The organism is Burkholderia sp. SRS-W-2-2016 (assembly GCF_001931485.1).
Lineage (GTDB): Bacteria > Pseudomonadota > Gammaproteobacteria > Burkholderiales > Burkholderiaceae > Paraburkholderia.
This window is the reverse complement of sequence record NZ_MSDV01000052.1, coordinates 131,160-156,781: the sequence shown is the minus strand read 5'-3', so window position 1 is coordinate 156,781 and position 25,622 is coordinate 131,160. Positions and strand designations below refer to the sequence as shown.

The following is a 25,622-nucleotide window of genomic DNA, read 5'->3' as shown; positions in this document are numbered from 1 at the left end:
GGGCGGCAACGCCGCCTGCCCGCCGGCTTGTGTTGTGCAATGACCCGCTTGGGCGGCAAGTCGTTAGTTAACCTGAAGGTGGGGCAGGCCGATGAATCGCGAAGTATTGGCCATTCGCCATGTGCACTTCGAGGATCTGGGCAGTCTTGAGCTCGTGCTCGGCGAGCGCGGCCGTCCGGTCCGTTATCTCGACGTCGGCGTCGCCCGTATCGAGGCGCCGAATCCGGTTTCAGCCTCATTGATGGTGGTGCTCGGCGGACCCATCAGCGCCACCGACGACGCGTGCTATCCGACACTCGCGCCGCTCCTCTCCCTGATTGAAAAACGCATCGCGGCCGGTCTGCCGACCCTCGGCATTTGCCTGGGCGCGCAGCTGATCGCGCGGGCGCTCGGCGCGCGCGTCTATCCGGCCGCAAAGGCCGAACTCGGCTGGACCCCGCTCGCGCTGACCGATGCCGGCCGCGCTTCGCCGCTGCGTCATCTGGACGGCGCGCACACGTCGATGCTGCACTGGCACGGCGACACCTTCGACCTGCCCACTGGCGCGACCCGGCTCGCATCGACACCCGACTGCGAAAATCAGGCGTTCGCGTGGGGCGGCCACGTGCTCGGTTTGCAGTGTCATCCGGAGATCCGGACCGACCGCTTCGAGCCCTGGCTAATCGGTAATGCGAACGAACTGGCCGGCCACGGCGTCGACGCGCGCACCCTGCGCGCCGACACCGCGCGCCACGGTCCCGCGCTCGAAACCTCTGCGCGCCGGATGTTCGGCGAATGGCTCGATAGCGTCGAGCCGCGCGCCTGAGCCCCCGCCTGCATGCATTAAAGCGCTCGCGGTGCTATGCTCGATCGCTCTCGGGTTTTCACTGGGCAAATCCATGAGCGCGCTTTTCTCTCCGCTCACGCTGCGTAGCGTGACGCTTCCCAATCGTATCGTCGTGTCCCCGATGTGCCAGTACTCCGCCGAGCGCGGCGAGGCCACCGCATGGCACATCATGCATCTCGGCAGTCTGGCGCTATCGGGCGCGGCGATGCTGTTCATCGAAGCGACCGCGGTCGAACCGGATGGCCGCATTACGCCGGGCGACCTCGGTTTGTGGGACGACGCGACCGAAGCGGCGCTCGTGCCGGTGCTGGCCGCGATCCGCAAGCATTCGCATATCAACGTGACGATGCAGCTCTCGCACGCGGGCCGCAAGGCGTCGAGCCATGTGCCGTGGGAAGGCGGGCAGCTGATCCCGGTCGCGCAAGGCGGCTGGCTGCCGCATGCGCCGTCGGCGTTGCCGCATAAAACCGACGAGGAGCCGCCGCTCGCGCTCGACGTCGCCGGTCTGAACCGGATTCGCGAAGCGTTCGGCGCATCGGCTCGGCGTGCCGCGCGGCTCGGTATCGACTCGCTCGAAGTGCATGCGGCGCACGGCTATCTGCTGCATCAGTTCCTGTCGCCGCTCGCGAATCAACGCGACGATGAGTACGGCGGCTCGCTCGAAAACCGCATGCGTTTCCCGCTCGAAATCTTCGACATCGTGCGCGCCGCGTTTCCGGCCGACAAACCGGTCGGCGTGCGTGTGTCGGCAACCGATTGGGTCGAAGGCGGCTGGACCCTCGAAGACACGATCGCGTTTGCGCATGAACTCGAAAAGCGCGGTTGCGACTGGATCGATGTGTCGTCGGGCGGGGTGTCGCCGTTGCAGCGAATTCCGCTCGAACCGGGCTATCAGATTCCGTTCGCGAAGGCGGTCAAGCACGCGACCGGCCTGACGACGATCGGCGTCGGCCTGATCACCGATCCGCTGCATGCGGAGCAACTGATCGAGAAGGGCGATGCCGACCTGATCGCGCTCGCCCGCGCGCTGCTCTACAACCCGCGCTGGCCGTGGCATGCGGCCGCGCAACTGGGCGCCACCGTCGAAGCGCCGCCGCAGTACTGGCGCTCGCAGCCGCGCGAGCAGAAAGCGCTGTTCGGCGACATCTCGTTCGGTCAACGCTGACGCCCGTCGCACGTTAAATGGACGCACCGGTCGACGGTTGAACGAAGCCGTCGACACCGTGTAGGATGCCGGATGTGCCGCATTGCGCGTCACAAGTCGACGCGGCGCTCGCAAGGCGCCGCGTTTGCTATCCGCGTCAGAAAAAGCCGCGCGCGAGACGCACCTGACGATTGCCCGATTTCATCCCCCAGTTCTTCACAAGGATTCATTCAATGAATTCACGCAGGATCGCCGTGCGCCGTTCGGGTGTGCACGGCAAAGGCGTGTTTGCCCTCGAACCGATCGTGGCCGGCGAACGGCTGATCGAATACAAGGGCGAGCGGATCTCGTGGAAAGAAGCGTTGCGCCGGCATCCTCACAATCCGGCCGAGCCGAATCACACGTTCTATTTCGCGCTCGACAACGGCAAGGTGATCGACGGCAAGGTGGATGGCAATAGCGCGCGCTGGATCAATCATTCGTGCGCGCCGAACTGCGAAGCCGAGGAAATCGACGGGCACGTATACGTGCATGCGCTGCGCGATATCGCCGAAGGCGAGGAAGTGTTTTACGACTACGGTCTCGTGATCGATGCGCGTCAGACCAAGAAGCTGAAGAAGGAATACGAATGCCGCTGCGGCGCGCGCAAGTGCCGCGGCACGATGCTGGCGCCGCCGGAGAAGGGCAAGGGCGGCAAGGCGGAGAAAGCGCAGAAGGCTGCGAAGGCCGATAAATCCGGCAAATCGTCGAAGAAAGCAAAGAAGAAGTGAGCGGCGGCGGCGCTTGCCGCGAGGGCGGGGTGAGGCTAACTTGCCCGGCGCAGCGAGCGCTCCATATGAACCACCGGCTTCAGTGCCGCCGCAGCTGCGCTGCAGCGGCACTCACATCCGTTTCGCATTGCTACAGATCAACCGGCGCCGAGTGCGCCGGTTTTTTTGCGCCGCGCGTTGCATCGGTATCGTCGGCGGCGGGGATAGGCGAGCCGCTCACGGTGGCAGTGGCCGCCGGCAGCAACGGAACCCGCACGATAAAGCGCGCACCGCCTTCCGGCGCATCTTCGTAATGCACGCTGCCATGGTGCAGCACCATGATGTCGTGAACGATCGCGAGACCGAGACCCGCACCGGTATCGACACCCGAGTCGGCCTGTCCGTCACCGCGGAAGAAGCGCTTGAACAGATCGGCCTGCTGCGCATGCGGCACGCCCGGCCCATTGTCTTCGACGACGATCTCTGCCATCCGCAGCTCGTCGATCACGGTTTGCGACACCGTCACCGTGATCCGCCCGCCATCCACGCGCGACGGCGGTACGTACTTCAGCGCGTTATCGAGCAGATTCGCGATCACTTCATGCAGCAGCACCGGATTGCCGCGAGCCATCAGCGGATGCTCGTTGCCGGGATCGTCGAGCCGCTGGAAGCCGAGGTCGACGTGCACCGCGAGCGCGCGCGGCACCCATTCGGCGCCGGTATCGAACGCGAGCGCGGCCATGTCGACGTTGACGAAACGCGCGGCCTGTTCGCCCGGCTCAGCGCGCGCCAGCGACAGCAGCTGATTCGACAGCCGCACCGCGCGATCGGCAGCGGCGCGCAGCTCGCGCACGGCGGCCAGCGTCTGTTGCGGATCGCGCGCGACGGCCGCCTGTTCCGCGTGCAGCTTGACCGCGGTCAGCGGCGTGCGCAGCTGATGGGCGGCGTCGGCGATGAACTTGCGCTGCGCATCGAGCGCGGACTTCAGGCGATCGAGCAGCGCGTTCAACGCACCGGTCAGCGGCCGGATTTCGACCGGCACATAGCTTTCGTCGACCGGTTCGAGCGACGTGTGGGTCTGGCGGTTCAGCGAATCGGCGAGCGCGGTCAGCGGATTGAGCTGCTGATTGACGACGCGCCACACGATCACCCAGCCGGCGAGCAGCAGCAACAGCAGCGGCATCATGATCGCGACCAGAAACTCGGCGGCGATCCGGAAGCGGTGATGCACCGGCTGCCCCACTTCGACGACGATCGGATTGCCGGTCGGCTGATCGACCCGCACCTGCGCGACGCGCACGGTCACGCCTTCATGCTGGGTTTCGAACACATACGCGTAATGCATGCGGCGCACGTTGGTGCCTTGCAGCGGCAGATTGTGATCGCCGGCGATTTCGGTTTCGCCGTTGCTGATCCGGTAGACGAGGTGCTCGACCGGATCGGAGAACATCGCCTGGGCGAGCGGCGGCACCGTGATCGGCGCATCGGGCCCGGCAATCTGGATCTGTTTGGAAATCGCGGTCGCGAGGTCGGCGAGCGAACGGTCGACCACGTGCTGCGTGTACTGCCACGCGAGCCAGTAAGCGATCAGGCCGCTCATCAGCGCGAGCAGCGAAAGGGGAGCAGCGAGGCGCCGCAGCAGCGTGCGGCGCAGACTAGTGGCGGCCGGCTGGGGCATGGTCGTACGCGCGGGAAGGGAGGGAACGGCGCGGGGCGCCCTGGAAGGTTGCGGATCCGGCGCCGCGCGCGCCGGCTGCGTTCGGCGCAACCGCGACGCGGCGCCGGACCGGCGCCGTCAGGCCGCGACGCGATGCGCGGCCCGCACGACGATTACGCGGCCTGGCGGATTTCCTGCAGCAGGTAGCCGAAGCCACGCACGGTGACGATTTCGACACGGCAGTTCTCGAGTTTCTTGCGCACGCGGTGCACGTAGACTTCGATCGCGGTATCGCCGAGGTCGCCGCCGAAGTGCGTCAGATGATCCTGCAGTTGCGCCTTGCTGACCACGCGGCCATGACGCAGCAGCAGCATTTCGAGCACCGCGAATTCGCGCGGCGACAGTTCGAGCGGCTTGTCGTCGTTGAAGATGCGGCGATCGACGCCCGACAGACGCACACCGCCGAGCGACACCTCCGGACGCGGCATGTCGCCGTGCGGACCGCTGCGGCGCATCACCGCGCGAATCCGCGCTTCGAGTTCGGCGGGTTCGAACGGCTTGAGCATGTAGTCGTCGGCGCCGGAATTGAGGCCTTGCACGCGGTCGTTCAGTTCGTCGCGCGCGGTCAGGATGATCACCGGCGTGTGGCGGTTGCTCTGGCGGAAACGCGACAGCAGCGTCATGCCGTCGATGCCCGGCAGACCGAGGTCGAGGATCACGAGTTCGTGGCGGTTTTGCGTGAGGGCCTGCTCGGCAAAGATGCCGTCATGGACCATGTCGACGGTGAAGCCGGCTTGTTCGAGACTGCTTTGGATGCCGCGTGCGATGGGGCGGTCATCTTCGATCAGAAGGAGTCGCATGGAATTCGCTCAAGTACAATGGGTTTAGGCGTTTGGGCAAGCGGTTCGCCGGGGCGCCTGCTGCACAGCCAGCGTGCCGCGTGGCAAACGCGGCGGACACCGAAGACGTGGCCACGATGCAGCGATCGAGCCGCGCTGTCGCACCAGCCGAGCCATCACGAACTCATGTCCGAGATCAGCATTCACGAACTGGAAGCCGCGATCAACTTCTGGCGGGCCCGCTCACCTTCGAGCGGCGACGAACTCGTTCTGTGCAAGGAGGCAAGCGCGCTCTCCAAGCCGTATGCGCTGCTGATTGTACAGCGTCGAACGTCGCTATCGCCGGATCGTTTGGACCCGATTGCAAAGCAGGCGTGGGAATCTTACGTTCGACTTAATAATAGCCTGTAGAACTGAAGGTTTGCCCAGGGAAATGCCTGCATTGGCCTTTCATTTCGCGCGGATTGCCCAAGAGACGACATATAAACGCGCGCAAAGCGCGGTGAATTTTTTGTATTACCCGGTAATGCTGTCGATGAACGAGGCGAGCGTAAGGTCGCGTTCAGTTACGCCGTTCGCTTCGTGCGTGGACAGCGTGATGTCGACCTTGTTGTAGACGTTGAACCACTCCGGGTGGTGATCCATTTCCTGCGCCTTGATCGCCACTCGCGTCATGAAGCCGAACGCTTCGTTGAAATCCGCGAACTCGATACTGCGTCGAATCGCGTCGCGATCGGCGACGCTCTGCCAGCCGTTCAGCTTCGCCAGCGCCTGCGTGCGTTGCTCGGAACTCAGTTTCTGAATCATCGTGGGACCTCATTGATCAGACGCGCGCGCGGTTCGGCGCGCGCAATCCGTTATTTTTTCATGGATGCGTAATTGGCGTTGCCGCGCGCTTTACGCTTACCGCTTATACGTCGCCGTCGTCCTGCCAGCCCTCGCGAGAGCCGCGGGTGAGCACGCGGTCGCTTGCCAGCGCGTCGCCGGCCGCGAATGCGGGGGCCGTGGCGAGCCGGTCCAGCAGCGGCGCGAAATCGGTTTGTGCGACGCCGAACAGTTGCTCGAAGTCATCGATTACGAAGTAGCTTTTCTGGAACGTGTCGATCCGGTAGCGGGTGCGCATCACGCGTTCCAGCTCGAAGCCCAGACGGTTCGGAGAGCCGCTCTGCTGGCTGTAAAGCGTCTCGCCCTGACTCGACACGATGCCCGCGCCATAGATCTTTACGCCGTTCGGACTGGCGGCGTCGCGGATCAGGCCGAACTCGACTGTGTACCAATAAAGTCGTGCCAGGAGCGGTAGCGCACCGGCGTCGTTGGCCGCGAGCGCGGCGCGACCATATGCGTGCATGTAGTCGGCGAACACCGGATTGATCAGCAGCGGCACGTGGGCGAACAGATCGTGAAAGCAGTCCGGCTCCTGCAGGTAGTCGAGCTGGTCCGGCCGGCGCATCCACCACGTGACCGGAAAGCGCCGGTTCGCCAGATGCTCGAAAAACACCTGATCGGGCACGAGGCCGGGCACCGCGACGATGCGCCAGCCGGTTGCGGGTGTGAGCTTCGCGTTGATCTCGTCGAACGAGGGCACGCGGTCGGACGGCATGCCGATGCGCGCGAGCCCCGCGAGGAATTCGTCGCAGACGCGGCCTTCGAGCAACGCGCTTTGTCGTGCGTACAGTTGCCGCCAGACTGCGTGATCGACCGCGCGGTAGCGCTCGAGCGGTTGATCGATTGTGAAGTCGGCGCGGGTCTCGAGGCCGGCGTCGAATTGCTCCTGAAGTTTGGCCGTGGCGGCGGTGCGGGTGGCGGTGGACATGGCTAGCGGCTTTACAGCGCAAACGGATGAAATCGGTGAATGCAAGTGTAAAGCGGTGGACGCGCGGGAAGGGCGCAACATTGGCTTAGAAGTGCTTCTGCATGCAATAATCGTGCATTGAAATGTTATTTAATGCGGATTATCAACATGCTTGAACTCGATCACTTCGATCTCGCGCTGCTCGATGTGTTGCAGCGCTTCGGCCGTGCCACTCATCAGCAGCTCGCCGAACAGGTGCCGCTGTCGCCGTCGCAGATCGGCCGGCGTTTGCAGCGGCTGGAGCAGGTGGGCGTCGTGGACGGCTATCGCGTCGTGCTGCGGCCCGAGAAGCTCGGCCTCGGCGTCACCGCTTTTACGAGCCTGAAGCTCAAGCATCACGGCGATTCGATCATCGAGCAGTTCCAGCAGCAGATCGACGTACTGCCCGAAGTGCTCGAATGCCATGCGGTGGTCGGCGATGCGGACTATCTGTTGCGAATCGTCGCGCCGGATCTGAATTACCTGTCCACGTTCGTGATGAAAAAGCTGATGCGCGTGCCGGGCGTCGATAGCGTGCGCTCGAATATCGTGCTGACCACGTTCAAGCGCAACGGGCCGTTGCCGCTTGGGCATCTGGCGCCGGGGGCGGCGGCTGGGTGAGGGGGATTGCAGACGCGTGGACCGCGCGCATGGCGCGTGCGCGGTCCAGCCGGTGATACGGGATTTACGCGGCCTGTTTCGGCTCGCCGTCGGCGTTCAGCAGATCGACATAAGCAACCGGCACCAGATCCGCTTCCGTCACGCCGAGGCGTTCGAACGTCGCCTGCGCTTCCGCGTGACCGCCTTCCTCGTCGTCGTCCTGCGCGAGCACCACTTCGAGTTCGACGAAGTCGCCGAGACCGTCGACGCGATCCAGATGAATCCGCGTGCGGCCGCTTAGGTACACATGCCGTTCCTTCGTGACGATGCCGCGGGTGGTCAACGCGGTCGCCAGCAGCGCATGCATCGCTTCGGGATTGGTCACCGGGCTGCGCGTGTAGTACGACGCCTTCGGGCCGTCGCGATCGTCGCGCTGGTAGAAGATCAGCTCGGCCGGCGTGCCGTCGTCGAACTGGCGCAGCTTCAGGCGGCCGCGCGGTACGTCGTAGAAAAAGTCCTGCTGGCGGAAGATCAGCGGCGCGTCCGGCGCGAGCTGCGCGGCGCGCTCGCGCAGTTGCTCGAAGTGCTGGGCGCGGGCTTTGATTTCGATGTTGCGTGCCATTGTCAGGCTCCTGTCGGTTGAGCGGGTGAGCGGCGGCTGGCGGGCTGGCCGGCTTGTGGCGGCAGCGCCAGAGGGAAAGACAAAGTCAGGCGGAACGGGAAAACGGGACGGTCGATGCGCGAAGCGCAAACCGCCAATCTAGCAAAAACTTCGTGACCGGATGGTTTCAGCGGGCAGCGGCTGCGGGGAGAACCGGAGCGGTGGGGCTGCCTGTATGCCATTAGCACGGCTCATATCGCAGCGCGGCAAATCCTGCCGTTCGATGCACGCCGCTAGACGGGCGTCGCTCCACGCAAGTCGGTCAACGCGCCCGGCTCAGCGCACGCCACTCCAAACACCTCGCTCGGTGAACGCTGCTCCGCGCACGGCGCTAAACGCGCGTCGCTCAGCGCCCGCCACTTAATTCATCCACTGCTGCTCGATCAGCTTCAACGCGGCGGCGATCGCGGGCTCGTCCTTGCGTTCGTCGAGCGTGATGAAACTCAACTGGGTCGGCACCGTAATGCCCTCGACGATCGTCAACGCGTGCGCATGCGCTTCGGCGATCGCGGTCGCGTCGCGTGCGAGCGTGAGGCCGACGCCCGATTTGACCAGGTCGAGCATCGAAGGCTCCTGATCGACCTCGGCCACCTTCACCGGTTTCACGCCCGCCGCGCCGAAGCAGCGCGACAGCAGCCGGTTGTGCGCGGACGCGGGCGGGGTCCAGATCCACGGCAGCGCGGCGAGCGAGCGCCAGTCGCGCGCGCCCTTCACGCGATCTTTCCAGCCGGCCGGCGCGAGCACCCGGTACTGGAACTGCGTGAGCGTCAGTGCGTGAAACGCGGCGCCGTCGCGGCTCTCGTCGTCGGACGGCAGGCCGATGTAGTAGCCGACGTCCAGCTCGCCCGCGCGAATCTGTTCGAGCACCCAGCCCGACATTCCGTGGCGCAGCGCGGTTTCGATCTGCGGCCACGTCTCGACCAGCTGCTTCAGGAAGCCGCCGAGGCGCAGGAATTCCGGGTCGAGAATCGTGCCGATGCGCAGCCGGCCGCGCACTTCCTGGCGCAGCGCCAGCGCCGCGCGCTGCACATCGGCCGCCGCGCCGACCGCGCGTTCGGCGTGCGGCAGCAGCGCCTGACCGTCGCGCGTCAGCACGAGTCCGTGCGAGGTCCGCGTAAACAGCGTGACGCCGAGCGTCTCCTGCAAATGCTTGATTTGCAGGCTGACGGCGGGTTGGGTCAGGTGCAGATGTACCGCCGCACGGGTGAGGTTGCCCTCGCGTGCGACGGTGACGAAGGCCCGGAGCAAAGTGAGATCCATCCGCTGATATTAGCGCGGCTTATAGCCCAGTTGAGCAATTCTCATTGGATTTGTCGACCCGAAGCACCTTACGCTTAACGTCCAATACGCCGCCGGCACCGCTGCGATGCCGCGCGCAGGATTTCATGGCAAGAGGAACGAGATGAGCGAGACAGATCAGAACGACAGCGTCCAGCAGACTGCGGCGAGCGCCCGCGCGCTGGCTCACTTGATCAACGGCAAGGCGGTCGAAGGCACCAGCGGCCGTTTCGGCGACGTCTTCAATCCGGCGCTCGGCAGCGTCAGCGCCCGCGTGCCGCTTGCGAGCGTCGCCGAGGTGGACGCCGCGGTCGCCGCCGCGAAAGCCGCGTTCCCCGCGTGGAGCGAAACCGCGCCGATCAAACGCGCGCGTGTGCTGTTCAAGTTCAAGGAATTGCTCGACCGCCACCACGACGAACTCGCCGAGCTGATCACGCGCGAGCACGGCAAGGTGTTTTCCGACGCGAAGGGCGAGGTGATGCGCGGCATCGAGATCGTCGAATTCGCGTGCGGCATCCCGAATCTGCTGAAGACCGATTTCACCGATCAGATCGGCGGCGGCATCGACAACTGGAATCTGCGCCAGCCGCTCGGCGTGGTCGCCGGCATCACGCCGTTCAATTTCCCGATGATGGTGCCGTGCTGGATGTTCCCGGTCGCGATCGCATGCGGCAATACCTTCGTGCTGAAGCCGTCCGAACGCGACCCGTCGGCGGCGAACCGGCTTGCCGAATTGCTGAAGGAAGCGGGCCTGCCGGACGGCGTGTTCAACGTCGTGCACGGCGACAAGGTCGCGGTCGATGCGCTGCTCGTGCATCCGGACGTCAGCGCGCTGTCATTCGTCGGCTCGACGCCGATCGCCGAATACATCTACACGGAAGGCACGAAACACGGTAAGCGCGTGCAGGCGCTCGGCGGCGCCAAGAATCACCTCGTCGTGATGCCCGACGCCGATCTCGATCAGGCGGTCGATGCATTGATCGGCGCGGCCTATGGTTCGGCCGGCGAGCGCTGCATGGCGATCTCGGTGGCGGTCGCGGTCGGTCATATCGCCGATGAGCTGATCGAACGTCTGACGCCGCGCGTGCAGAGCCTGAAGATTCTGAACGGGATGGAAGCGGCGGCCGAGATGGGCCCGCTCGTGACCGGCGCGCATCGCGACAAGGTGGTCGGCTATATCGATGCCGGCGTCGCGGCCGGCGCGAAGCTGGTGGTCGACGGACGCGGTCACGAGGTGGCCGGTCATGAACAGGGCTTCTTCCTCGGCGGCACGCTGTTCGACGACGTATCGCCCGACATGAAGATTTATCGCGAAGAGATTTTCGGACCGGTGCTGTGCGTGGTCCGGGTGCCGGACTTCGCGTGCGCGGTCGAGCTGATCAATGCGAATCAGTTCGCGAACGGCGTGTCGCTGTTCACGTCCGATGGCGGGATTGCGCGCGCGTTCTCGCGGCAGATCGAGATCGGCATGGTCGGCATCAACGTGCCGATTCCGGTGCCGATGGCGTGGCATTCGTTCGGCGGCTGGAAGAAGTCGCTGTTCGGCGATCACCATGCGTACGGCGAGGAAGGCGTGCGCTTCTATACGCGCTACAAGAGCATCATGCAGCGCTGGCCCGACAGCATCGCGAAGGGCGCTGAATTCACGATGCCGGTCGCCAAATAACCGGGCTAACCGGGCGGCTCGAATGGCCGCGTGCTGCATCGGGCACGCGGTCACGAAAAACAATCACAGGCACATCGCCGCGCGCGTGAGCGCAAATAGCAAAAGCATCGCCACGCGCGCGCCGGTAAAAATGCTTAGGAGACTGAACGATGAGTCACGGCGATAGCACGTCCGCGTCCGCGCGGCGGCTCGAAGGCGAGTTCGACTACATCATCGTCGGCGCCGGCACCGCCGGTTGCGTACTGGCCAACCGGCTGAGCGCGGACCGCGATATCAGCGTGCTGCTGCTCGAAGCCGGCGGCAAGGACGACTACCACTGGATTCACGTGCCGGTCGGCTACCTTTACTGCATCGGCAATCCGCGCACCGACTGGCTGTACAAGACCCAGGCCGAGCCGGGTCTGAACGGCCGCATGTTGTCGTATCCGCGTGGCCGCGTGCTCGGCGGCAGCTCGTCGATCAACGGCATGATCTATATGCGCGGTCAGCGCGAGGACTACGACGAGTGGGCGCGCGTGACCAACGACAGCTCATGGTCGTGGGACGCGGTGCTGCCGGTCTTCAAACGCAGCGAGGATCACCACGGCGGCGCCAGCGCGGCGCACGGCGCGGGCGGCGAGTGGCGCGTCGAAAAGCAGCGCCTCAAATGGAAGATTCTCGAAGAGTTCGCGCAGGCCGCGCAGCAAACCGGCATTCCCGCGACCGGCGACTTCAATCGCGGCGACAACAGCGGCGTCGGTTACTTCGACGTCAACCAGAAGCGCGGGATTCGCTGGAATGCGTCGAAGGCGTTTTTGCGGCCTGCGATGCAGCGTCCCAACCTGACCGTGATCACCGGCGCGCACACGCAGCGTGTGGTGTTCGAAGGACGCCGCTGCGTGGGCGTCGAATATCGCGGCGGCGACGTCGATTACATCGCAAAGGCGCGCTGCGAAGTGATCCTGAGCGCGGGCGCGGTCAACTCGCCGCAACTGCTCGAATTGTCCGGCGTCGGCAACGGTGCGCGTCTGGATGATCTCGGTATCGAGGTCGTCAAGGATCTGCGCGGCGTCGGCGAAAATCTGCAGGACCACTTGCAAATGCGGATGGCGTATCAGGTGCAGGGCGTGCGCACGTTGAACACGATGAGCGCGCACTGGTGGGGCAAGCTGATGATCGGCGTGCAGTACGCGCTGCTGCAAAGCGGGCCGATGTCGATGTCGCCGTCGCAGCTCGGCGCGTTCGCGAAGTCCGATCCCGGCGATCGCTCGCTCACGCGTCCCGATCTCGAGTATCACGTGCAGCCGCTGTCACTCGATCGCTTCGGCGAGCCGCTGCATCGGTTCAATGCGTTCACCGCGTCGGTGTGCCAGTTGCGGCCCACTTCGCGCGGCAGCATTCACATCGCGTCGGCGGATTCAGCCGTGCCGCCGTCGATCGCGCCGAACTACCTGTCCACCGATTACGACCGTCACGTCGCCGCGAACGCCTTGCGTCTGACGCGCCGGATCGCGGCGGCGCCTGCGCTCGCGCGCTACCAGCCGCAGGAGATTCTGCCGGGCCCGCAGTATCAGAGTGAAGAAGAATTGCAGCAGGCCGCGGGCGCGGTCGGCACGACGATCTTCCATCCGGTCGGCACCTGCCGGATGGGCACGACCGACGATCCGGGCTCCGTGGTCGATAACCGCCTACGAGTTCTCGGAGTCGATGGCCTGCGCGTGGTCGATGCGTCCGTGATGCCGAACATCACGTCGGGCAACACCAATTCGCCGACGCTGATGATCGCCGAGCGCGCGAGCGAGATGATTCGCGAGGATCGTCGCGCGCGCGTGAGCGGCAGTGTTGGCGCGCCGGCGAGCAGTGTCGCGTCGATGTCCGCTGTGTGACAACGGCTGCACCGCGAGCGCGCAAAAATGCATGCACGAGGTGCAGCGCAAGTCGCTAACCGACACGCGCACGCGTCGCTGACGCATCGCATCGGTCAGGTTTGCCGCGTCGTCGATGAGCGCGCGTTGCGCACGCACGGCGCGGGCCTCATCCACTAAGTGCAAATCCCAATGAATGCGCTGCATCATTGGCGCGACAATGGCAGCCATGCTGCGTGCCGCACCGTGGATTACCGTCCGATTGGTGCAGTACGCCAACGAGCGGCATGGGGTGCCGCCGTCATAACAAGTCGCGCAGAGCTTCGCGCGGAAAGATCGTAGTGCTTCGCCTAACTCCGTATGGAAGGGAACATGATTCTCGGCGATACGATTCTCGAAACGCGCGGCCTCACCCGTGAGTTCAAAGGCTTTGTCGCCGTGAACGGCGTGAACCTGCGCGTGCGCCGTGGCTCGATCCATGCGCTGATCGGCCCCAATGGAGCGGGTAAGACCACCTGCTTCAATCTGCTCACCAAATTTCTCGAACCCACCGCGGGTCAGATCGTCTTCAACGGCGTCGACATCACCGGCGAGCGTCCCGCGCAGATCGCGCGGCGCGGCATCATCCGTTCATTCCAGATTTCCGCGGTATTTCCGCATCTGACAGCATTGCAGAACGTGCGCATCGGTTTGCAGCGCTCGCTCGGCACCGCGTTTCACTTCTGGAAGAGCGAACGCTCGTTGCGGCGTCTGAACGATCGCGCAATGGATCTGCTGACTCAGGTCGGGCTGACCGATTTCGCCGACGTGCAGACGGTCGAGCTTGCATATGGCCGCAAGCGCGCGCTCGAAATCGCGACCACGCTCGCGATGGAACCCGAACTGATGCTGCTCGACGAACCCACTCAGGGGATGGGCCACGAGGACGTCGATCGCGTGACCGCGCTGATCAAAAAAGTATCGGCGGGTCGCACCATTCTGATGGTCGAACACAACATGAACGTGATCGCCGGCATCTCCGACACGATCACCGTACTGCAACGCGGCGAAGTATTGGCCGAAGGCAGCTACGCGGAAGTGTCGAAGAATCCGCTGGTGATGCAAGCCTATATGGGCAGCGCCGACGCGGCGCTCGCCGGAGCGCACGCATGAATACGACGGTCGAGCGGGAAGGGCTCGAAGCGAGCGACACGAAAAGCGGCGCACCCGCGCTGGAAATCGCGGGACTGCAAGCCTGGTACGGGGAATCCCACATTCTGCACGGCGTCGATCTGACGGTCGGCCGCGGCGAGGTCGTCACGCTGCTCGGACGCAACGGCGCGGGCCGCACCACCACGCTGCGCGCGATCATGGGACTGACCGGGCGCCGCACCGGCTCGATCCGCATCGGCGGACGCGAAACCATCGACCTGTCCACGCACCGGATCGCGCATTGCGGGGTCGGCTATTGCCCGGAAGAGCGGGGGATTTTTTCGAGCCTGTCGTGCGAGGAAAATCTGCTGCTGCCGCCGCCGGTCGGCGACAAGGCGCACATGATGTCGCTCGAGGAAATCTACGCGATGTTCCCGAATCTGCACGAGCGGCGCATGAGCCAGGGCACGCGGCTCTCGGGCGGCGAACAGCAGATGCTGGCGGTCGCTCGAATCCTGCGTACCGGCGCGAGTCTGCTGCTGCTCGACGAGATCTCGGAAGGGCTCGCGCCGGTGATCGTGCAGGCGCTCGCGCGGATGATCGTCACGCTGAAATCGCGCGGCTATACGGTGGTGATGGTCGAGCAGAACTTCCGCTTCGCCGCGCCGCTCGCGGACCGTTTCTATGTGATGGAGCACGGCACGATCGTCGAGCATTTCGGGGCTGCTGAGCTCGAAGGCAAGATGCCGGTGTTGCACGATTTACTGGGCGTATGAGCGGGGCGGCGGCACATAACCGGACCCACGTGCCGAGACCCGATTGCCTCTGATAACCACAAACGAAGAACTGGAGACACGCATGACCAAGAACCCACTCGCACGGCTTGCCTCACTCTGTTTCGCGGTCGCCGCCGGCACCGCGTTGACGTTCTCGGGCGCGCAGGCAGCCGATGACGCGGTGAAGATCGGCTTCATCACCGACATGTCGGGGCTATACGCGGATATCGACGGGCAGGGCGGTCTCGAAGCGATCCGCATGGCGGTCGCGGACTTCGGCGGCAAGGTCAACGGCAAGCCGATCACCGTGCTGTACGCGGACCACCAGAACAAGGCGGACATCGCCGCGTCGCGCGCGCGCGAATGGTTCGACCGCGAAGGCGTGAACATGCTGATCGGCGGCACCAACTCGGCGACCGGTTTGTCGATGAACACCGTCGCCGGCGAAAAGCACAAGGTCTACATCAACGTCGGCGCGGGCGCCGATACGCTGACCAACGAGCAGTGCACGCCGTACACGGTCCACTACGCGTACGACACGACCGCGCTCGCGAACGGCACCGGCTCGGCGGTGACCAAGCAGGGCGGCAAGACGTGGTACTTCCTGACCGCCGACTACGCGTTCGGCAAGGCGCTCGAAAAAGCCACCTCGGACGTCGTCAAGGCGAACGGCGGCCAGGTGCTCGGCGCGGTCCGTCATCCGCTGTCGGCGTCGGACTTCTCGTCGTTCCTGTTGCAGGCGCAGGCATCGAAGGCGCAGGTGCTCGGCCTCGCGAACGCGGGCGGCGACACGGTCAATTCGATCAAGGCCGCGAAGGAGTTCGGCATTCCGAAGACGATGAAGATCGCCGCGCTGCTGATGTTCATCAACGACGTGCACAGCCTCGGCCTCGAAACCACCCAGGGTCTGGTGCTGACCGACAGCTGGTACTGGAACAAGAACGCCGACACCCGCAAATGGGCGCAGCGCTACTTCGACAAGATGAAGAAGATGCCGTCGAGCCTGCAGGCCGCCGACTACTCGGCGACGATGAACTATCTGAAGGCGGTGCAGGCGGTCGGCTCGAACGATCCGGACAAGGTGATGGCGCAGCTGCGCAAGACGAAGATCGACGACTTCTACGCGAAGGGCTACATCCGCGAGGACGGCAGCATGATCCACGACATGTACCTGATGCAGGTGAAGACGCCGGCGGAATCGAAAGAGCCCTGGGACTACTACAAGATCACGGCGACGATTCCGGGCGAGCAGGCGTACACGACCAAGGCGCAGACCCGCTGCGCGTTGTGGAAGTAAGCGCCGCCGGTCCTTCGGGACCGGCCTCACCTTGACGATCGCTTGAAGGGCGAAAGGCTCCAATGGATATCTTTGGCGTTCCGCTACCGGCGATGCTGAGCCAGCTTCTGCTCGGGCTCGTGAACGGTTCGTTCTACGCGATTCTGAGCCTCGGGCTGGCCATCATCTTCGGCCTGCTCAACGTGATCAATTTCGCGCACGGCGCGCTGTTCATGCTCGGCGCGATGCTCGCGTGGATGGGGCTGTCGTATTTCGGTCTGCCGTACTGGGCGATGCTGGTGCTCGCGCCGCTGCTGGTCGGCGTGTTCGGCATCGCGATCGAACGCTCGATGCTGCGCTGGCTCTACAAGCTCGATCATCTGTACGGGCTGCTGCTGACGTTCGGCATTACGCTCGTGATCGAAGGCGTATTCCACTCGATCTACGGCTCGTCGGGCCAGCCGTACGACGTGCCGTCGGCGCTCGCCGGCGCGACCAATCTCGGCTTCATGTATCTGCCGAACTATCGCGCGTGGGTCGTGGTCGCGTCGTTGATCGTGTGTTTCGCGACGTGGTTCGTGATCGAGAAGACCCGGCTCGGCGCGTATCTGCGCGCGGGCACCGAGAACCCGAAACTGGTCGAGGCGTTCGGCGTGAACGTGCCGTTGATGATCACGCTGACCTACGGCTTCGGCGTCGCGCTCGCCGCGTTCGCCGGCGTGCTCGCCGCGCCGGTGATCCAGGTGTCGCCGCTGATGGGGCAACCGATGATCATCACCGTGTTCGCGGTGGTCGTGATCGGCGGGATGGGCTCGATCATGGGCTCGATTCTGACCGGGCTGCTGCTCGGCGTGATCGAAGGGCTCACGCGCGTGTACTACCCGGAAGCGTCGGCGACCGTCGTGTTCGTGATCATGGCGCTGGTGCTGCTGGTGCGTCCGGCGGGCCTTTTCGGCAGGGAAAAATGATGCAGAGAAAATTCCTTTACGGACTGCTGCTGGTCGCGCTGCTCGCGGTGCCGGTGCTCGGCATCTATCCGCTGTTCGTGATGAAGGTGCTGTGCTTCGCGCTGTTCGCGGCCGCGTTCAATCTGCTGATCGGTTACACCGGGCTGCTGTCGTTCGGTCACGCGATGTTTCTCGCGTCGGCCGGCTACGTGACCGGCTACGCGATGCAGACGCTCGGCTTCTCGCCGGAGTTCGGCGTGCTGGCCGGCACCGCTGCGGCAACGCTGCTCGGCTTCGTGGTCGGCATCTTCGCGATTCGCCGTCAGGGGATCTACTTCGCGATGGTCACGCTCGCGCTCGCGCAGATGGTCTACTTCGTGTTCCTGCAGGCGCCGTTCACGCATGGCGAGGACGGTTTGCAAGGGGTGCCGCGCGGCAAGCTGTTCGGGCTCGTGGATCTGTCGTCGGACGTTGCGCTGTATTTCGTCGTGCTGCTCGTGATCGTCGCGGCCTTCCTGCTGATCGTGCGGATCGTTCATTCGCCGTTCGGTCAGGTGCTGGTCGCGATCAAGGAGAACGAGCCGCGCGCGGTGTCGCTCGGCTACGATACCGATCGCTTCAAGCTGCTCGCGTTCGTGCTGTCGGCGGGTCTTGCCGGGCTCGCGGGATCGCTGAAGGTGCTGGTGCAGGGCTTCGAGACCTTGAGCGATGCGTACTGGACGATGTCCGGCCTCGTGATCCTGATGACGCTGGTGGGCGGCATGGGCACGCTGTTCGGGCCGCTGCTCGGCGCCGCGCTGATCGTGTCGCTCGAAGACCGGCTCGGCGATATCGGCGGGGCGCTCGCGTCGGTCACTGGCGTTGACTGGTTCCGCTCGCTCGGCGAGTCGGTGACGATCGTCACGGGGCTGATCTTCATCGCCTGCGTGCTGGCGTTCCGGCGCGGGATCGTCGGTGAGATCGTTGCGCGGGTGCGGCCGTTGAGGGCGTGAGATTGCGCTGGTTAGGGTTAGCTTGATGCACTGCGATATCGAATTAGTTCGGTCTCCGATTTAACCGTCGATACGCTGGAATTCAGATGCATCAGGCCGCCGCGCGAAGCGGTGATAAACCGCGGGGCCAGCGTTCTCCGAATGTGCCCCAATTTAGTGCCGCAGTGCACCACTAGGGTAATTGCTAGTTGTGACTGCTTAGGCGGTCGTTTAATCTTCATGCAGTTCTGATGCACCACGAATTTGCAGGTGGAGAACGAGGAGACAATTGAGGCACTCAGTGCCCAGACGAAAGCGCTGTTGGATTGATATCCAACAGCGCTTTTTATTTGTACTTTCAAATCGCGATGGCGAAATAAACCGGCTAATCCGGTAGCCATTTTTTATTCGCTCCATAACGCTGTTTTTAAACGTCAAAAGCCTGCAAAACGCTTGCAGCGCGCCGTAAGCCTCCGCTAAACTCGCTTTTCACCGACCGCTGGGTCGGCATTTAAATCCACGGATTTAAATTCAATTGAATAACGGGGTTAATAGAGGAGCAGGATGAAGTCGGCATTGCGTTGGATCAGTGCGGCATTGGTCGCTACCGGGGTTTCGGCTGGATGGAGCGGCCATGCGTTCGCGGACGTGAAAATCGGCGTCACGGTGTCGGCAACCGGCCCGGCCGCGTCGCTCGGCATCCCCGAAAAGAACACGATTGCGCTGCTGCCGAAGGAAGTGGCCGGCCAGAAAATCGACTACATCGTCCTCGACGACGCGACCGACTCCACCCAGGCGGTCAAGAACGCCCGCAAGCTCACCAGCGAAGACCACGTCGACGCGATGATCGGTTCGACCGTCGTGCCGAACTCGCTCGCGATGATCGACGTCGCCGCCGAAACCACCACGCCGATGATCTCGATGGCCGCGGCCGCCGGCATCGTCGAGCCGATGGATGCGAAGCGCGCGTGGGTCTTCAAGACGCCGCAGAACGACATCCTGATGGCCACCGCGATCGCGCAGCACATGGCCAATCATGGCGTGAAGACGGTTGCGTTCATCGGCTTTTCCGACGCGTACGGCGAGAGCTGGTTCAAGGAATTCGGCAAGGCCGCCGGGCTCGCGAAGATCAAGGTCGTCGCCAACGAACGTTTCGCGCGCAACGACGCATCGGTCACCGGCCAGGTGCTGAAGATGATGTCGCAGAACCCGGACGCGGTGCTGATCGCCGGCGCGGGTACGCCGGCCGCGCTGCCGCAGAAAACGCTGAAGGAGCGCGGCTACAAGGGCAAGTACTACCAGACCCACGGCGTCGCCAATAACGACTTCCTGCGCGTGTGCGGCAAGGATTGCGAAGGCACGTGGCTGCCGGCCGGTCCGCTGTTGGTCGCCGATCAATTGCCCGATGCGAACCCGGTGAAGAAGTCCGCGCTCGCATACAAGCATGCATATGAAACGGCTTATGGCGCCGGTTCGGTGTCGACGTTCGGCGGTCACGCGTGGGACGCGGGCCTGCTGTTGCAGCATGCTATCCCGCTCGCGCTGAAGAAGGGTCAACCGGGTACGCCGGCGTTCCGCGAGGCGCTGCGCGCCGCGCTCGAGGGCACCAAGGATCTGCCGGCGTCGCACGGCATCTTCAACATGAGCGTGAACGACCACGCCGGTCTCGATCAACGCGCCCGCGTGATGGTGCAGATCGTCGACGGCAAGTGGAAGCTCGCGGGCGACTGAGCGGAGGCGCAGCGCTACGCAAATCCAGCAAAAAAGACGCGTGCAGTTGACGCGTCTTTTTTATTGCCCGCGGCCGGGGTTTTCGTGCGCGGACGTATCTCGACAAAATGTGGTTTCGCTGCTTCAGGACAAACCCGCATTTTGGGCTAGCTCACTTGACCGCCAAAAATGCACAACGCAAACTACTAACATATTAGTGGTTTGCCGGTAGTTGAACGACATACAGATCGCGGCGCAGAAACCGCGGCACATCGTGGGCGATTCGCGAGCAGCGAGCAGTAAGCAGCGGACGGGGCAGGGCGCCCCGTTTCACGTGCACGCGAATCCGATCCATGTGAGAGGAGCGGTAGCCAACAGAACCGCGAAGGTAGCCGCGCCGGGCAGGGAAAACCATGCTTGGCATCCGCGTACCCAGACCGGATAACTGGATCAGACACCCGGCCCCTGAAGCCGGCTTATAGATAGGCGCTTTTCAAGGCGTTAGGAGACTCGCAATGAAAATCACAAGGCAATGGGTACGCACCGGCATCGCAATGGCGCTGATGTGCGGGGCGGGGGCGGCGATCGCGCAGGTGAAGATCGGCGTGACGTTGTCGACCACGGGGCCGGCCGCATCGCTCGGGATTCCTGAGAAAAACACGATCGCGTTGCTGCCGAAAGAGATCGGCGGCAAGACCGTCACCTACATCGTGCTCGACGATGCGTCGGACACCAGCAAGGCCGTGCAGAACACCCGCAAGCTGATCGACGAAGACCACGTCGATGCGATCATCGGTTCGACCGTCACGCCGAATTCGCTGGCCATGCTCGATCCCGCCGCCGAAGGCAAGACGCCGGTGATCTCGCTCGCGGCATCGGCGGCCATCATTCAACCGATGGACGCGAAGCGCGCATGGGCCTTCAAACCGCCGCAGAACGACAGCCTGATGGCCGAAGCGATCGCCGATTACATGGCGCGTCACGGCGTGAAGACGGTCGGCTTCATCGGCTTCTCGGATGCGTACGGCGACAGCTGGAACAACGTGTTCGCGGCGTCGGCGAAAGCGCACAACCTGAAGGTCGTGTCGAACGAGCGCTTTAACCGCACCGATGCATCGGTGACCGGGCAGGTGCTGAAGACGATGGGCGCGAATCCCGATGCGGTGCTGATCGCCGGTTCGGGCACGCCGTCGGCGCTGCCGGCCAAGGCGCTGAAGGAGCGCGGCTACAAGGGCAAGATCTATCAGACCCACGGCGTCGCCAACAACGACTTCCTGCGCGTGTGCGGCAAGGACTGCGAAGGCGAGCTGCTGCCGGCCGGCCCGATTCTGGTGGTCGATCAGCTGCCGGATTCGAACCCGGTGAAGAAGTCGTCGGAAGCCTATAAGAACGCGTATGAGAAGGCCTACGGCGCGGGCTCGGTCGCGACCTTCGGCGGTCACGCATGGGATGCCGGCCAGATGTTGCAGGCCGCGATTCCGGTCGCGCTGAAGACCGCGCAGCCGGGCACGCCCGAGTTCCGCACGGCACTGCGCGGCGCGCTCGAAAACCTCAAGGAGCTGCCGGTCTCGCACGGCATCATGAACACCACCGCGACCGACCACAACGGTCTCGATCAACGCGCCCGCGTGATCGTGCAGATCGTCGACGGCAAGTGGAAGCTGCAGAACGACTAAACGGCACAGACCGTAGCAGTCAGCCAGCGATAACAAACAACAAGCGGTACGCGCCTCTCGCGCATTCTCGCGGTGCCTGACGCCGCATTGCCATTGGCTTGAACGACAATGGCATCGACCGCCGCGCCGGAACACGGCGCGGCGGTTGCCTTTTCAGCATTGCGGGTCGATGGACGGCCACCCGGCCGCACCGTCACGACCGTTTCCCGGTTTTCGATTTCGACGCTTCAGGACGAGGAAGTATGGATCTATCAATTGCGGCGATCCTCGCGCAGGACGGCATCACCACCGGCGCGATCTATGCGCTGCTCGCGCTTGCGCTGGTGCTGGTGTTCTCCGTGACGCGGGTGATTTTCATCCCGCAGGGGGAGTTTGTTTCGTACGGCGCGCTAACGCTCGCCGCACTGCAGACGCAGAAGTTTCCAGCCACCTGCTGGCTGCTGATGGCGATGGGCGCGGCCTGCTTCGTCGTCGAGACGGCGGCGGTGCTGCGGCACGCGGAGCGGCGCCGTTACGCGGCGCGCACGCTGCCGGTACTGGCGGGTAAATACCTGCTGTTTCCGATCGCGGTCTACGCGCTCACGCGCGGCATCTTCATGCAGCCGCTGCCGATGATCGTGCAGATCGCGCTGACGCTGCTGATCGTGATTCCGATGGGCCCGTTCGTGTACCGGCTCGCGTACGAGCCGATCGCGGAGGCGACCACGCTGCTGTTGCTGATCGTCGCGGTCGCGGTGCACTTCGCGATGGTCGGCCTCGGGCTCGTGATGTTCGGCGCGGAAGGCTCGCGCACCAACGCGTTCTCGGATGCGACCTTCAACATCGGCAGTCTGACGATCTCCGGCCAGAGTCTGTGGGTGATCGGCACCGCGGTCGTGCTGATCGGCGCGCTGTATCTGTACTTCGATCGCTCGATCTCCGGCAAGGCGTTGCGCGCGACCTCGGTGAACCGGCTCGGCGCGCGCCTTGTCGGTATCGGCACGACCCAGGCGGGGCGCCTCGCGTTCACACTCGCGGCGGGCCTCGGCGCGCTGTGCGGGATCCTCGTCGCGCCGCTCACCACCATCTACTACGACTCGGGCTTCCTGATCGGCCTGAAGGGATTCGTCGGCGCGATCATCGGCGGTCTGGTCAGCTATCCGCTCGCGGCCGCCGGCTCGATTCTGGTCGGGCTGCTGGAGTCGTATTCGTCGTTCTGGGCCAGTGCTTATAAGGAAGTGATCGTGTTCACGCTAATCATCCCGGTGCTGTTGTGGCGCAGTCTCGCGAGCCCGCATGCCGAAGAGGAAGAGGAGTGACGCGATGAAACGGATCATGCAAAAGAAGTTCTTCTGGTTGTTCCTCGTGGTGCTGTTCGCGTTGCCGGTGCTGCCGCAGCCGCTGCGGGTGCCCGAGTACTGGGTCACGCTGCTGAACTACATCGGCCTCTATTCGATCGTCGCGATCGGCCTCGTGCTGCTGACCGGCATCGGCGGGATGACGAGCTTCGGGCAGGCGGCGTTCGTCGGCATCGGCGCGTATGCGACCGCGTATCTGACGACGAGCTACGGTGTGTCGCCGTGGCTCGCGCTGATCGCGGGCGTGATCGTCACCGCGTTGATCGCGCTGATGCTCGGCCTCGTGACGATGCGGCTGTCCGGCCACTTCCTGCCGCTCGGCACGATCGCATGGGGGCTCGCGCTGTTCTATCTGTTCGGCAATCTCGAAATGCTCGGCAAGTACGACGGCATCAACGGTATTCCGGTACTGAATGTTTTCGGGATAAACCTCGAGTCCGGTCGCCATATCTATTACCTGATCTGGCTGGTCGTGCTCGGCGCGGTTATCTCCGTTCAGAACCTGCTTAATAGCCGGCCGGGGAGGGCGATTCGCGCGCTGCGCGGCGGCGGCCTGATGGCGGAGGCGATGGGCGTGAATACCGGCTGGATGCGCGTGGTGATCTTCGTCTACGCGGCGGTGCTGGCGTCCGTGTCGGGCTTTCTGTACGCGCATCTGCAACGCGCGGTGAATCCGACGCCGTTCGGCTTGAATCACGGCATCGAATTTCTGTTCATGGCGGTGGTGGGCGGCGTCTCGCACGTGTGGGGCGCGGTGCTCGGCGCGGCGATCCTGACCGTGCTGCAGGACTATCTGCAAACGCTGCTGCCGAAGCTGCTCGGCGAAAACGGCAATTTCGAGATCATCGTGTTCGGCATCGTGATGGTGCTGCTGCTGCAATACGCGAGGCAGGGCGTCTGGCCGTTCGTCGCGCGCTTTTTCCCGCGTGGGCCGCGCGCGCATCTGGCCGATCACGCGGAGCCTTTGCCGCAGCGCAACAAGCCGCAGGCCGGCGAGGATCTGCTGACGGTTAACAAGGCGCGCAAGCAGTTCGGCGGGCTCGTCGCGGTGAACGACGTGAGCTTCGAGGTGAAAGCGGGGCAGATCATCGGGCTGATCGGGCCGAACGGCGCGGGCAAGTCGACCACGTTCAACCTCGTCACCGGGGTATTGCAGGCGACCAGCGGTGAGATCACGTTCCGCGGCGAGCGGATCGATTCGCTCAGTTCACGTGAAATCGTCAAGCGCGGGATCGGCCGGACCTTCCAGCATGTGAAGCTGCTGCCCGGCATGACGGTGCTCGAGAACGTCGCGATCGGCGCGCATCTGCGTGGCCATGCGGGCGTGTGGCGCAGCGTTGCGCGCCTGAACAGCGCGGAAGAGGCGCGGCTGATGGCCGAGGCCGCGCGGCAGATTCGTCGCGTCGGGCTCGAACAGCATATGTACGACGAAGCGGGCAGCCTCGCGCTCGGGCAGCAGCGGATTCTCGAAATCGCCCGCGCACTGTGCTGCGATCCGACTCTGCTATTGCTCGACGAACCGGCGGCCGGTCTGCGTTATCAGGAGAAGCTGCAACTGGCTGATCTGTTGCGGCGCCTGAAGGCGGAAGGAATGAGCATCCTGCTGGTCGAACACGACATGGATTTCGTGATGAATCTGACCGACCGGCTGGTGGTGATGGAATTCGGCACGCGGATCGCCGAAGGTTTGCCGCAGGAGGTCCAGCAGGACCCAGCGGTGCTCGAAGCGTATCTGGGTGGGGTGGATTAATGAACAACACGATGACGACGGGCGTGGCGGCGGCCGCGCCGATTCTCGAAGTGAACGGCTTGTCGGTTCGCTACGGCAAGGTCGAAGCGCTGCACAACGCGGCGATCAAGGTGCGGGCCGGGCAGATCGTGTCGGTGATCGGGCCGAACGGCGCGGGTAAATCGACGCTGCTGAACGCAATCATGGGTGCGTTGCCGACCACCGGTCACGCGAAAGGTGAGGTTGTTTACCAGGGCGACGACGTCAGCGCGGTGCCGGTCGAAAAGCGCGTCGCGCTCGGCATGTGCCTGGTGCCGGAAAAGCGCGAGCTGTTTGCGTCGATGACGGTCGAAGACAATCTCGTGCTCGGCGCTTACCGGCGCAAGCGGGCAGGGGAGCGTAACTTCCTCGATCAGCTCGAACCGGTGTTCGGGTTGTTTCCACGCTTGAAGGAGCGCCGCAAGCAGGCGGCCGGCACGTTGTCTGGCGGTGAGCGGCAGATGCTCGCGGTCGGCCGCGCGCTGATGGGCAAACCCGATCTGCTGATGCTTGACGAACCGAGCCTTGGTCTCGCGCCGCTGATCGTGAAGGAGATCTTCCATATCATCAGCGCGCTGCGACAGACGGGAGTCGCGACGCTGCTGATCGAGCAGAACGCGCGCGCCGCGCTGCAAATCTCCGACTACGGCTACGTGCTCGAAACCGGCGAGTTGGCGCTGGAAGGGCAGGCGGCTGACCTCGCGCAGAATCCTCGCGTGATCGAAACGTATCTCGGGCTAGCGAAAAAAGTCGCGTAGCTCGGGGCTGGGTCCGGCACCTTTTCGGATACCGGCGGTCTTTAGAAGCGGTGTGTTTCACGTGAAACACACCGCTTTTTTCTTGTTTCACCGTTCCGACGGAATTCGGGCCGAAACTGAACCCGCTATAATTCGCCCATACTTTTCCTTTGAAGGCTCACGCGACGATCTGGCGTG

General features: G+C 64.1%; 23 protein-coding genes. 17 read left to right on the top strand and 6 right to left on the bottom strand.

All coding sequences use genetic code 11. The annotated features are described in order from the left end of the window. Positions 1 to 91 precede the first annotated feature (91 nt). The 3 genes from BTH42_RS23185 to BTH42_RS23175 all read left to right on the top strand — a co-directional run bounded on the left by BTH42_RS23185 (position 92) and on the right by BTH42_RS23175 (position 2,740). Positions 92 to 805, top strand: a complete 714-nt coding sequence (locus tag BTH42_RS23185; protein ID WP_075303495.1) for a glutamine amidotransferase — start codon at positions 92 to 94, stop codon at positions 803 to 805. 73 nt (positions 806 to 878) lie between these two features. Then, positions 879 to 1,991, top strand: a complete 1,113-nt coding sequence (locus tag BTH42_RS23180) for an NADH:flavin oxidoreductase/NADH oxidase (RefSeq protein WP_075303494.1) — start codon at positions 879 to 881, stop codon at positions 1,989 to 1,991. 212 nt (positions 1,992 to 2,203) lie between these two features. Then, a complete protein-coding gene (locus BTH42_RS23175; protein ID WP_075303493.1) occupies positions 2,204 to 2,740 on the top strand; it encodes an SET domain-containing protein in 537 nt (178 codons plus the stop codon). A gap of 130 nt (positions 2,741 to 2,870) precedes the next feature. Here BTH42_RS23175 and BTH42_RS23170 read toward each other — a convergent pair whose 3' ends face one another. Further along, positions 2,871 to 4,397 carry a sensor histidine kinase gene (locus BTH42_RS23170; protein ID WP_075303492.1) on the bottom strand — a complete coding sequence of 509 codons (1,527 nt, stop codon included), beginning with the start codon at positions 4,395 to 4,397 and terminating at the stop codon, positions 2,871 to 2,873. Between the two features lie 152 nt (positions 4,398 to 4,549). Further along, entirely contained in the window at positions 4,550 to 5,236 is a 687-nt protein-coding gene (locus BTH42_RS23165) for a response regulator transcription factor (protein WP_013090980.1), read from the bottom strand. Positions 5,237 to 5,401: 165 nt separating this feature from the next. Between BTH42_RS23165 and BTH42_RS23160 the strand changes: the two genes are divergently transcribed. Continuing rightward, positions 5,402 to 5,626: a DUF3717 domain-containing protein gene (locus BTH42_RS23160; protein WP_075303491.1), complete on the top strand. Its 225-nt coding sequence runs from the start codon at positions 5,402 to 5,404 to the stop codon at positions 5,624 to 5,626. 105 nt (positions 5,627 to 5,731) lie between these two features. Here the strand turns inward: BTH42_RS23160 and BTH42_RS23155 are convergent, their stop codons facing one another. Further along, entirely contained in the window at positions 5,732 to 6,022 is a 291-nt protein-coding gene (locus BTH42_RS23155; protein ID WP_075303490.1) for a 4a-hydroxytetrahydrobiopterin dehydratase, read from the bottom strand. A gap of 103 nt (positions 6,023 to 6,125) precedes the next feature. Then, a complete protein-coding gene (gene phhA / locus BTH42_RS23150; RefSeq protein WP_075303489.1) occupies positions 6,126 to 7,028 on the bottom strand; it encodes a phenylalanine 4-monooxygenase in 903 nt (300 codons plus the stop codon). Positions 7,029 to 7,175: 147 nt separating this feature from the next. Here phhA and BTH42_RS23145 point away from each other — a divergent pair, with 147 nt between their 5' ends. After that, the gene (locus BTH42_RS23145) at positions 7,176 to 7,667 is read left to right on the top strand and encodes an Lrp/AsnC family transcriptional regulator (protein WP_008917944.1); all 492 of its coding nucleotides are present in this window, start codon (positions 7,176 to 7,178) and stop codon (positions 7,665 to 7,667) included. 64 nt (positions 7,668 to 7,731) lie between these two features. Here BTH42_RS23145 and BTH42_RS23140 read toward each other — a convergent pair whose 3' ends face one another. Next, positions 7,732 to 8,268, bottom strand: coding sequence for a class IV adenylate cyclase (locus BTH42_RS23140; RefSeq protein ID WP_075303488.1), 537 nt, complete (start codon positions 8,266 to 8,268; stop codon positions 7,732 to 7,734). Between the two features lie 399 nt (positions 8,269 to 8,667). After that, a complete protein-coding gene (locus BTH42_RS23135; protein ID WP_075303487.1) occupies positions 8,668 to 9,567 on the bottom strand; it encodes a LysR family transcriptional regulator in 900 nt (299 codons plus the stop codon). A 142-nt stretch (positions 9,568 to 9,709) separates the two neighbouring features. Here BTH42_RS23135 and BTH42_RS23130 point away from each other — a divergent pair, with 142 nt between their 5' ends. From BTH42_RS23130 to BTH42_RS23075, 12 genes are all read left to right on the top strand, one after another. Beyond that, complete coding sequence (locus BTH42_RS23130; RefSeq protein ID WP_075303486.1) at positions 9,710 to 11,251, top strand: CoA-acylating methylmalonate-semialdehyde dehydrogenase; 1,542 nt, start codon at positions 9,710 to 9,712, stop codon at positions 11,249 to 11,251. A gap of 149 nt (positions 11,252 to 11,400) precedes the next feature. After that, complete coding sequence (locus BTH42_RS23125; RefSeq protein WP_075303485.1) at positions 11,401 to 13,116, top strand: GMC family oxidoreductase; 1,716 nt, start codon at positions 11,401 to 11,403, stop codon at positions 13,114 to 13,116. 351 nt (positions 13,117 to 13,467) lie between these two features. Then, positions 13,468 to 14,247 carry an ABC transporter ATP-binding protein gene (locus BTH42_RS23120; RefSeq protein ID WP_075303484.1) on the top strand — a complete coding sequence of 260 codons (780 nt, stop codon included), beginning with the start codon at positions 13,468 to 13,470 and terminating at the stop codon, positions 14,245 to 14,247. Next, the gene (locus tag BTH42_RS23115; protein ID WP_075303483.1) at positions 14,244 to 15,002 is read left to right on the top strand and encodes an ABC transporter ATP-binding protein; all 759 of its coding nucleotides are present in this window, start codon (positions 14,244 to 14,246) and stop codon (positions 15,000 to 15,002) included. Before BTH42_RS23120 ends, BTH42_RS23115 begins: the two co-directional genes overlap by 4 nt. A gap of 82 nt (positions 15,003 to 15,084) precedes the next feature. Then, on the top strand, positions 15,085 to 16,299 hold the full coding sequence (locus tag BTH42_RS23110; protein WP_075303482.1) for an ABC transporter substrate-binding protein: 1,215 nt from the start codon (positions 15,085 to 15,087) through the stop codon (positions 16,297 to 16,299). A gap of 62 nt (positions 16,300 to 16,361) precedes the next feature. Next, complete coding sequence (locus BTH42_RS23105) at positions 16,362 to 17,246, top strand: branched-chain amino acid ABC transporter permease (protein WP_075303481.1); 885 nt, start codon at positions 16,362 to 16,364, stop codon at positions 17,244 to 17,246. Continuing rightward, positions 17,246 to 18,217: a branched-chain amino acid ABC transporter permease gene (locus BTH42_RS23100; RefSeq protein ID WP_075303480.1), complete on the top strand. Its 972-nt coding sequence runs from the start codon at positions 17,246 to 17,248 to the stop codon at positions 18,215 to 18,217. Before BTH42_RS23105 ends, BTH42_RS23100 begins: the two co-directional genes overlap by 1 nt. Before the next feature lie 543 nt (positions 18,218 to 18,760). After that, on the top strand, positions 18,761 to 19,927 hold the full coding sequence (locus BTH42_RS23095; protein WP_075303479.1) for an ABC transporter substrate-binding protein: 1,167 nt from the start codon (positions 18,761 to 18,763) through the stop codon (positions 19,925 to 19,927). A 494-nt stretch (positions 19,928 to 20,421) separates the two neighbouring features. Beyond that, positions 20,422 to 21,582 (top strand): ABC transporter substrate-binding protein, encoded by a 1,161-nt coding sequence (locus BTH42_RS23090; RefSeq protein WP_075303478.1) that lies wholly within the window; start codon positions 20,422 to 20,424, stop codon positions 21,580 to 21,582. A 242-nt stretch (positions 21,583 to 21,824) separates the two neighbouring features. Further along, entirely contained in the window at positions 21,825 to 22,880 is a 1,056-nt protein-coding gene (locus BTH42_RS23085; RefSeq protein ID WP_075303477.1) for a branched-chain amino acid ABC transporter permease, read from the top strand. 4 nt (positions 22,881 to 22,884) lie between these two features. Further along, complete coding sequence (locus tag BTH42_RS23080) at positions 22,885 to 24,669, top strand: ATP-binding cassette domain-containing protein (protein ID WP_075303476.1); 1,785 nt, start codon at positions 22,885 to 22,887, stop codon at positions 24,667 to 24,669. Beyond that, positions 24,669 to 25,445 (top strand): ABC transporter ATP-binding protein, encoded by a 777-nt coding sequence (locus tag BTH42_RS23075; protein ID WP_075303475.1) that lies wholly within the window; start codon positions 24,669 to 24,671, stop codon positions 25,443 to 25,445. Before BTH42_RS23080 ends, BTH42_RS23075 begins: the two co-directional genes overlap by 1 nt. Positions 25,446 to 25,622: the final 177 nt, after the last annotated feature.